Origin of the sequence: Albidovulum sp. (genome assembly GCF_008933605.1) — a bacterium.
Lineage (GTDB): Bacteria > Pseudomonadota > Alphaproteobacteria > Rhodobacterales > Rhodobacteraceae > Albidovulum.
In genome coordinates this window covers 1-8,341 of record NZ_WBUS01000135.1, presented here as the reverse complement: position 1 = coordinate 8,341, position 8,341 = coordinate 1, and the positions used below count along the sequence as shown (strand labels likewise).

The following is an 8,341-nucleotide window of genomic DNA, read 5'->3' as shown; positions in this document are numbered from 1 at the left end:
GCCCTGGGTTCGGCCGCCTTCGGGGCCGCGCCGGCGGCGCCTTCGGTCACCACGGCAAGCCGGGCCTTGGCGTCCACCGTCGTGCCCTCGGGCGCGATGATCTCGGCCAGCACGCCCGCGACGGGCGAGGGCACCTCGACCGAGACCTTGTCGGTCTCGAGTTCGCAGAGCATCTCGTCCACGGCGACGGCGTCGCCCACCTTCTTGAACCAGGTGGAGACGGTCGCCTCGGTCACGCTTTCGCCGAGCGCGGGAACCATCACATCGGTATTCTTTCCTGACATCTTGCCCTCTTCGGCTGTCGGCGCGGCAACGGCGCTTTTCTTCGGGGTCATCTCTTCGGGGCCGGCCTGGCCCTCTTCGGCGATCTGGGCGAGAAGCGCGTTCACGCCCACCGTCTCGCCTTCCCTGGCCACGATCTCGACAAGGCGGCCGGCGGCGGGTGCGGGCACCTCCACCGTCACCTTGTCGGTCTCGAGTTCGCAGAGCATCTCGTCGGCGGCGACGGTCTCGCCCACCTTCTTGAACCAGGTGGCGATGGTGGCCTCCGTCACGCTTTCGCCAAGCGTCGGGACGCGGACTTCGGTGGCCATCAGCCCGGTGCTCCCAGGGTCAGCGCCTCGTTCACCAGTGCCTCCTGCTCGGCCTTGTGGCGCGAGGCGAGGCCGGTGGCCGGCGAGGCCGAGGCGGTGCGTCCGACGTAGCGCGCGCGGCCGTGCCTCGCGCCGATGCGCCCGAGCACCCATTCGAGGTTCGGCTCCACGAAGGACCAGGCGCCCTGGTTCTTCGGTTCCTCCTGGCACCAGACGATCTCGGCCCCCTTGAAGCGCTCGAGTTCCTTCACCAGCGACTGCGCCGGGAAGGGGTAGAACTGTTCGAGCCTGAGCAGGTAGACGTCCGAAAGCCCGCGCGCGTCGCGTTCTGCCAGAAGGTCGTAGTAGACCTTGCCCGACGAGATCACCACGCGCCGGATCTTCTTGTCGGCGGCGAGCTTCGTGTCCGAATGGCCCTTCTGCGCGTCGTCCCAGAGGATGCGGTGGAAGGTGGATCCGGTGGTGAAATCCTCCGCGTCGGAGATGCACATCGGATGCCTGAGCAGCGATTTCGGCGTCATCAGGATCAGCGGCTTGCGGAACGAGCGGTGCACTTGCCGCCGCAGGATGTGGAAGTAGTTGGCCGGCGTCGAGCAGTTGGCGACGATCCAGTTTTCCTGCGCGCATTGCTGCAAGAAGCGTTCGAGCCGCGCCGAGGAATGTTCCGGCCCCTGGCCCTCGAACCCGTGCGGCAGGAGGCAGACGAGGCCGGACATGCGCAGCCACTTCGACTCGCCCGAGGAGACGAACTGGTCGAACATGATCTGCGCGCCGTTGGCGAAGTCGCCGAACTGCGCCTCCCAGATGGTGAGCGCGTTCGGCTCGGAAAGCGAGTAACCGTATTCGAAGCCGAGGACGGCGTATTCGGAGAGCATCGAGTCGATGACCTCGTAGCGCGCCTGGCCCGGCTTGATGTGGTTGAGCGGGTAGTGGCGTTCCTCGGTCGCCTGATCGACGAAGGCGGAATGGCGCTGCGAGAAGGTGCCGCGGGTGCAGTCCTGGCCGGAGAGTCGGACCGGGAAGCCCTCGGTCAAGAGGCTGCCGAAGGCGAGCGCCTCGGCGGTTGCCCAGTCGAAGCCGCGCCCCGCCTTGAACATCTGCGCCTTGGCTTCGAGCTGGCGCGCGACGGTCTTGTGGATGTCGAAGCCCTCCGGCACGCGGGTCAGGGCGGCGCCGACCTCGGTCATCGCCTTCTTGGTGATCGCGGTCTTGCCGGGCGAGTATTCCTCGCCCTCGCGGTCAAGGTGCGACCAGCGGCCGTCGAGCCAGTCGGCCTTGTTCGGCTTGTAGGTCTTGCCGACCTCGAATTCCTCGTTGAGATGGGCCTGGAAGGCGGCCTTCATGTCCTCGATCTCGCCTTCCGGGATCAGGCCGTCCTTCACCAGACGCTCGGTGTAGAGCTGGAGCGTGGTCTTGTGGGTCTTGATCGTCTTGTACATCGCCGGGTTCGTGAACATCGGCTCGTCGCCTTCGTTGTGACCGAAGCGGCGGTAGCAGAAGATGTCGATGACCACGTCCTTGCCGAACATCTGGCGGAACTCGGTGGCGACCTTGGCGGCGTGGACGACGGCCTCGGGGTCGTCGCCGTTCACGTGGAAGATCGGCGCCTCGACCATCAGGGCGATGTCGGTGGGGTAGGGCGACGTGCGGCTGAAGTGGGGGGCGGTGGTGAAGCCGATCTGGTTGTTCACCACGATGTGCATGGTGCCGCCGGTACGGTGCCCCTTGATGCCCGAAAGCTGAAAGCACTCGGCCACGATGCCCTGTCCGGCGAAGGCCGCGTCGCCGTGCAGAAGGATCGGCAGGACGGCGCGGCGTTCCGACTGATCACCGAGCTGGTCCTGCTTGGCGCGCACCTTGCCGAGGACGACCGGGTTCACCGCCTCGAGGTGGCTGGGGTTGGCGGTCAGCGACAGGTGGACGGTGTTGCCGTCGAAGGTCCGGTCGGAGGAGGCGCCGAGGTGGTATTTCACGTCGCCCGAGCCGTCCACGTCCTCGGGCTTGAAGCTGCCGCCCTGGAACTCGTTGAAGATGGCGCGGTAGGGCTTGGCGAGCACGTTCGCGAGGACAGACAGGCGCCCGCGATGCGGCATGCCGATGACGATCTCCTTCACGCCGAGCGCGCCGCCACGCTTGATGATCTGCTCCATCGCCGGAATCAGCGCCTCGCCCCCGTCGAGGCCGAAGCGCTTGGTGCCCATGTATTTCACATGCAGGAACTTCTCGAAGCCCTCGGCTTCCACCAGCTTGTTCAGGATCGCCTTCCTGCCCTCGCGGGTGAAGGTGATCTCCTTGCCGTAGCCCTCGATCCGCTCCTTCAGCCAGGCGGCCTGCGCCGGGTCGGAGATGTGCATGTACTGGAGCGCGAAGGTGCCGCAATAGGTGCGCTTCACGATATCGAGGATCTCGCGCATCGAGGCGTGGGTGAGGCCGAGCACGTTGTCGATGAAGATCGGCCGGTCCATGTCGGCGTCGGTGAAGCCGTAGGACTTCGGATCAAGCTCGGGGTGCGGCGTCTCTTCGCGCATGCCGAGGGGGTCGAGATCGGCGATGAGATGGCCGCGGATGCGGTAGGCGCGGATGATCATCAGCGCGCGGATGGAATCGAGCACGGCGCGCTTGATCTGGTCCTCGGAGACGGCGACGCCGGCCTCGGCCGCCTTCGCCTTGATCTTGTCGCCGGCGCCCTTCATCTCCTTCGCCGCCATCGGCCATTCGCCGGTGAGCGCGGCGGTCAGGTCGTCGGCGGGCATGGGCGGCCAGTCGGGACGGTCCCAGGACGCGCCCCTGGCCTCGCGCCGCACGTCTGTCTCGCTGTCGCCGAGGCTGCGGAAGAAGGCGGCCCAGCTTGCATCGACCGCGTTCGGGTCGGCGGCGTAGCGGGCGTAGAGCTGTTCGACATATTCCGCGTTGTGGCCCTGCAGGAAGGACGACGCGTGGAACTGGTCGTTGGGGCTGTGTTCCGTCATAATCTCATTCGGCGGGCGCTCGGCCGGCCGCTCCTCGCATGTAAGGGGTGGCGCGCGGGGCGCGCAGGGTGGTCGTCGTGCGGAGGCGGCGCGTCATGCCCGCCTCCCGGTCAGGACGCCGACGAGGGCCTTCAGGCCCTTCGGTTTCGCGGTCGCATGGGGCGATTTCGGCGCGGCCCCCTCGGCATAGCCGAAGCGGGCGAAATCCTCGGCGTAGAACCGCGCCACGCGCGCCAGCGTCTCGGCCGAGGGTTTCAGCCGCTCGGCGTCGGGCGCCATGCCTTTCTTGCGGACATTCTCGGCCGGGATCGTGCGGGGGCTGTTCGTGTCGCCGGCGAGTGCGTCGAGATGCGGCACGATGGCGTCGAGCCCGTCCTCCAGCCGGAACACCGTCGCCCCGGGCGGCACGATGGCCGACTGCGGGCAGAGGTGGTTGTCATAGAGGAAGGGCTCCGCCTCCGCCCGGGTCAGCCAGTCGTCGAACCATTCGTCGATCGACCAGAGGGGGGCCACGGTGCCCTCCACCTCCACCTGGTACTGGAACGCGCTGACGAGCCGCCGCACGGGATGGCGCACCACCGCGAAGGAGGAGGCGATCCAGTCGGCGGGCACGAGCCGGGTGAAGGCGTCCCAGGGCAGGTGCTGTGGCGAGGAGCGCGTCCAGCGCCGCGCCTCGGGCAGGTCGAGGAATCGGGTATTCAGGAAGGCGAGCCCGCCGAAGCGGGCCTTCAGATAGGCCTCCACCGACGAGCCGCCGCATTTCGGCACATGGGCGTAGTAGTGAAGCCTGTCACCGATCCGGAAAACCGGCATGTCCCGTCCCCCCGAGGCCCTTACCCCTTGATCGCCTTCATCACGGCCTCTCCAAGATGGGCAGGGCTTTCGGCCACGACAATGCCGGCGCGGCGCATCGCCTCGATCTTCGATTCCGCGTCGCCCTTGCCGCCCGAGACGATGGCGCCCGCGTGGCCCATTCGGCGGCCCTTGGGCGCGGTGCGCCCGGCGATGAAGCCGGCGACCGGCTTCCAGCGGCCCTTCTTCTTCTGGGCGGCAAGGAATTCCGCCGCCTCTTCCTCGGCCGAGCCGCCGATCTCGCCGATCATGATGATCGACCGGGTCTCGGGGTCGTCGAGGAACATGTCCAGCACGTCGATGTGCTCGGTGCCCTTGATCGGGTCGCCGCCGATGCCGACGGCCGAGGACTGGCCGAGGCCGAGGTCCGAGGTCTGCTTCACCGCCTCGTAGGTCAGCGTGCCGGAGCGCGAGACGACGCCGACCGAGCCCTTCTGGTGGATATGCCCCGGCATGATGCCGATCTTGCATTCGCCGGGCGTGATGACGCCGGGGCAGTTCGGGCCGACGAGCCGCGATTTCGAGCCTTCCAGCGCGCGCTTGACCTTCATCATGTCCAGAACCGGAATCCCTTCCGTGATGCAGACGATGAGCGGCATCTCGGCGTCGATCGCCTCGAGGATCGAATCTGCCGCGAAGGGGGGCGGAACGTAGATCGCGGTGGCGTTCGCGCCGGTCCTGGCCATCGCCTCGTGGACCGAGTTGAAGACCGGGAGGCCGAGGTGTTCGCTCCCGCCCTTGCCGGGCGTCACGCCGCCGACCATCTTCGTGCCGTAGGCGATGGCCTGTTCGGTGTGGAAGGTGCCCTGGCTGCCGGTGATGCCCTGGCAGATGACGCGGGTGTCTTTGTTGACGAGGACGGACATCGGATGGCCCCTATTTGAAGTTCGCAAAGTAGCCGACACGGTTCTTGCCCGGAACGACTGCGTATTCGTATTTGACGCCGTTGAAGCTGTGGTTCACCCAGTGCGCAGTAATGAACCCCTTGCCCCATGGCTTGCCCTTGGTGGCCATGCTGATCGTATTAAGGAACGGCGGCTTGTCCTTGAGGACCGGACCCTTGGAGTCGTCGAATGTCACCCCACAGCTTTGCGCTGTCGCCTTGGTGGCACCGATCCAGATTTCTTCCTGGCCCTTGGCCTTGCCGTAGGCGGTATAACCCTTGCGCTTGCTTCCGGTCGGATGGATGGTTCCCAGAAGCTTGTAGCCCTTCTGCATGGCCACTTTAGCGGCGATCGACATGTCGCTTGCTTTTGTCGCCTGAAAGCAGGTGTCCATGAAGAGTTGCTGCATGCGCAGCCCCTGTTCGGTTGACTGCGAGAAGGCTGCCCCGGGCGCCAGCAGGACGGCAAACGCAAGCAAGCAGCGCGTCATTAGCTTAGGCATCCGCATTACCCCTTCACCGCCTTCACGATCTTCTGCGCCGCGTCGCTGAGGTTGTCCCCGGCGATCACGTTGAGCCCGGAATTCGCGATGATCTCCTTGCCCTTCTCGACGTTGGTGCCCTCAAGCCGCACCACCAGCGGCACCTGGAGGCCGACTTCCTTCACCGCGGCGATGATGCCCTCGGCGATGATGTCGCAGCGCATGATGCCGCCGAAGATGTTGACAAGGATGCCCTTCACGTTCGGGTCCGAGGTGATGATCTTGAAGGCCTCGGTCACCTTCTCCTTCGTCGCCCCGCCGCCGACGTCGAGGAAGTTCGCGGGCTCCGCGCCGTAGAGCTTGATGATGTCCATCGTCGCCATGGCGAGGCCCGCGCCATTGACCATGCAGCCGATCTCGCCATCAAGGGCGATGTAGTTCAGGTCGAACTTGGAGGCCGCGAGTTCCTTCGGGTCCTCTTCCGTCTCGTCCCGGAGTGCCATGACCTCGGGCTGGCGGTAGAGCGCGTTGTTGTCGAAGCCGATCTTGGCGTCGAGCACCTTGAGGTTGCCGTCCTTAAGCACGACGAGCGGGTTGATCTCCAGCATCTCCATGTCCTTCTCGATGAAGGCACGGTAGAGCGTCTTGATCAGGCCCACGCACTGCTTGACCTGGTTGCCCTCGAGCCCCAGCGCGAAGGCAACGCGGCGGCCGTGGAAGTCGGACAGGCCCGTGGCGGGATCGACGGCGAAGGAGACGATCTTTTCCGGCGTCCTCGCCGCCACCTCCTCGATGTCCATGCCGCCCTCGGTGGAGCAGACGAAGGACACGCGGGAGGTGCCGCGGTCGACGAGAAGCGCGAGGTAGAGTTCGCGCGCGATGTCTGAGCCGTCCTCGATGTAGATGCGGTTGACCTGCTTGCCGGCGGGGCCGGTCTGGTGGGTGACGAGCGTCCGGCCGAGCATTTGCTTCGCCATCGACGCGGCCTCCTCGACCGACTTGGCGAGGCGGACCCCGCCCTTCTCGCCGCCCTCGGCCTCCTTGAAGCGGCCCTTGCCGCGGCCGCCCGCGTGGATCTGCGCCTTCACGACCCAGAGCGGCCCATCGAGCGCTCCCGCCGCGGTCTTGGCCTCTTCGGCCCGGAGCACGACGCGGCCGTCGGAGACCGGCGCCCCGTAGGACCGAAGGAGGGCCTTGGCCTGGTATTCGTGGATGTTCATCGCTGATCCCCGCTTGCGTTCGGTTTCGCGGGTTCTTCGCATACCGGTGCGGATTGGCGAAACGATAAATGCGGCAAATCGGCAGGAGCGGCCGAAAACCGCGCATTTGTGATCACAGCCAGAAATTGTGTGATCACAACGGCGTTGCCGGGCCGGGTCGTCTGCGGACAAGGGGGGATTCGTGCGGGTTCCGGCAGGCTCGCGCCGGAAGGGCGGGGCGCCCGGCGGGGCGCCCCGCGAGCGTCAGGCCAGCGAGGGGTCGATCGCCTTGCAGGCGGCGACGAGGCCGCGGACGGCCTCCACCGACTTGTCGAACATCACCTGTTCGTCGCGGTCGAGCTTGATGTCGACGATGCGCTCCACGCCGCCGGCGCCGAGGATGGTCGGCACGCCGACATAGAGCCCGCTGAGCCCGTAGGCGCCCTCGACGAAGGCGGCGCAGGGCAGGAGGCGCTTCTGGTCCTTGAGGTAGGCCTCCGCCATCTCGATGGCCGAGGCGGCCGGTGCGTAGAAGGCCGAGCCGGTCTTGAGGAGGCCGACGATCTCGGCCCCGCCGTCGCGGGTGCGCTGGACGATGGCGTCCATTCTTTCCTGCGTGGTCCAGCCCATCTCCACGAGGTCGGGCAGGGGGATGCCGGCGACGGTGGAGTAGCGGACCAGGGGCACCATCGTGTCGCCGTGGCCGCCAAGCACGAAGGCGGTGACGTCCTTCATCGACACGTTGAACTCGAGGCTGAGGAAGTGGCGGAAGCGGGCGGAATCGAGCACGCCGGCCATGCCGACGACCTTGTTCGCGGGCAGGCCCGAGAACTCGCGCAGCGCCCAGACCATCGCGTCGAGCGGGTTGGTGATGCAGATGACGAAGGCGTTCGGCGCATGGGCCTTGATGCCCTCGCCCACGGATTTCATCACCTTGAGGTTGATGCCGAGGAGGTCGTCACGGCTCATCCCGGGCTTGCGCGGCACGCCGGCGGTGACGATGCAGACATCGGCGCCGGCGATGTCCTCGTAGCTGTTGGCGCCCTTCAGGGCCGCGTCGAAGCCCTCGACGGGACCGGACTGCGCGATGTCCAGCGCCTTGCCCTGGGGCGTGCCTTCGGCGATGTCGAAAAGGACGACGTCGCCGAGTTCCTTGATCGCGGCGAGATGGGCGAGCGTGCCGCCGATCTGTCCCGCGCCGATGAGGGCGATCTTGGGTCTGGCCATGATGGTCTCCGGCTCCTGCTGAGATGGGTCATTTCCGCCGCACTGCCTAATCGCTCGGGCCTTTTCGCGCAAGCCTGCCGCAATGCGGCATGTCCGGCACCTTTTGCGACCGGTCCGGGCGGGGTAGGGGTGGCGC

General features: G+C 66.7%; 7 protein-coding genes. All 7 read right to left on the bottom strand.

Annotation, left to right across the window (positions count from 1 at the left end; all coding sequences use genetic code 11):
• On the bottom strand, window positions 1-593 hold a 593-nt coding region (locus F9K34_RS14910; RefSeq protein WP_291337866.1), incomplete at its 3' end, for a biotin/lipoyl-containing protein.
• The gene (locus F9K34_RS14905) at window positions 593-3,562 is read right to left on the bottom strand and encodes a 2-oxoglutarate dehydrogenase E1 component (RefSeq protein WP_291337864.1); all 2,970 of its coding nucleotides are present in this window, start codon (window positions 3,560-3,562) and stop codon (window positions 593-595) included. The genes F9K34_RS14905 and F9K34_RS14910, both read right to left, overlap by 1 nt.
• Before the next feature lie 93 nt (window positions 3,563-3,655).
• A complete protein-coding gene (locus F9K34_RS14900; protein ID WP_291337862.1) occupies window positions 3,656-4,375 on the bottom strand; it encodes a sulfotransferase family 2 domain-containing protein in 720 nt (239 codons plus the stop codon).
• A gap of 20 nt (window positions 4,376-4,395) precedes the next feature.
• Window positions 4,396-5,280: a succinate--CoA ligase subunit alpha gene (sucD, locus tag F9K34_RS14895; RefSeq protein WP_291337860.1), complete on the bottom strand. Its 885-nt coding sequence runs from the start codon at window positions 5,278-5,280 to the stop codon at window positions 4,396-4,398.
• A gap of 10 nt (window positions 5,281-5,290) precedes the next feature.
• Window positions 5,291-5,788, bottom strand: coding sequence for a hypothetical protein (locus F9K34_RS14890; RefSeq protein ID WP_291337858.1), 498 nt, complete (start codon window positions 5,786-5,788; stop codon window positions 5,291-5,293).
• Between the two features lie 17 nt (window positions 5,789-5,805).
• Window positions 5,806-6,999 carry an ADP-forming succinate--CoA ligase subunit beta gene (gene sucC, locus F9K34_RS14885; protein ID WP_291337867.1) on the bottom strand — a complete coding sequence of 398 codons (1,194 nt, stop codon included), beginning with the start codon at window positions 6,997-6,999 and terminating at the stop codon, window positions 5,806-5,808.
• Between the two features lie 243 nt (window positions 7,000-7,242).
• Window positions 7,243-8,205, bottom strand: coding sequence for a malate dehydrogenase (gene mdh, locus F9K34_RS14880; protein WP_291337856.1), 963 nt, complete (start codon window positions 8,203-8,205; stop codon window positions 7,243-7,245).
• Window positions 8,206-8,341 lie beyond the last annotated feature (136 nt).

Bases quoted from the DNA above. Each gene is read 5' to 3' on its own strand.
- F9K34_RS14905 (WP_291337864.1), bottom strand. From the start codon at position 3,562: ATGACGGAACACAGCCCCAACGACCAGTTCCACGCGTCGTCCTTCCTG.
- F9K34_RS14900 (WP_291337862.1), bottom strand. From the start codon at position 4,375: ATGCCGGTTTTCCGGATCGGTGACAGGCTTCACTACTACGCCCATGTG.
- sucD (WP_291337860.1), bottom strand. From the start codon at position 5,280: ATGTCCGTCCTCGTCAACAAAGACACCCGCGTCATCTGCCAGGGCATC.
- F9K34_RS14890 (WP_291337858.1), bottom strand. From the start codon at position 5,788: ATGACGCGCTGCTTGCTTGCGTTTGCCGTCCTGCTGGCGCCCGGGGCA.
- sucC (WP_291337867.1), bottom strand. From the start codon at position 6,999: ATGAACATCCACGAATACCAGGCCAAGGCCCTCCTTCGGTCCTACGGG.
- mdh (WP_291337856.1), bottom strand. From the start codon at position 8,205: ATGGCCAGACCCAAGATCGCCCTCATCGGCGCGGGACAGATCGGCGGC.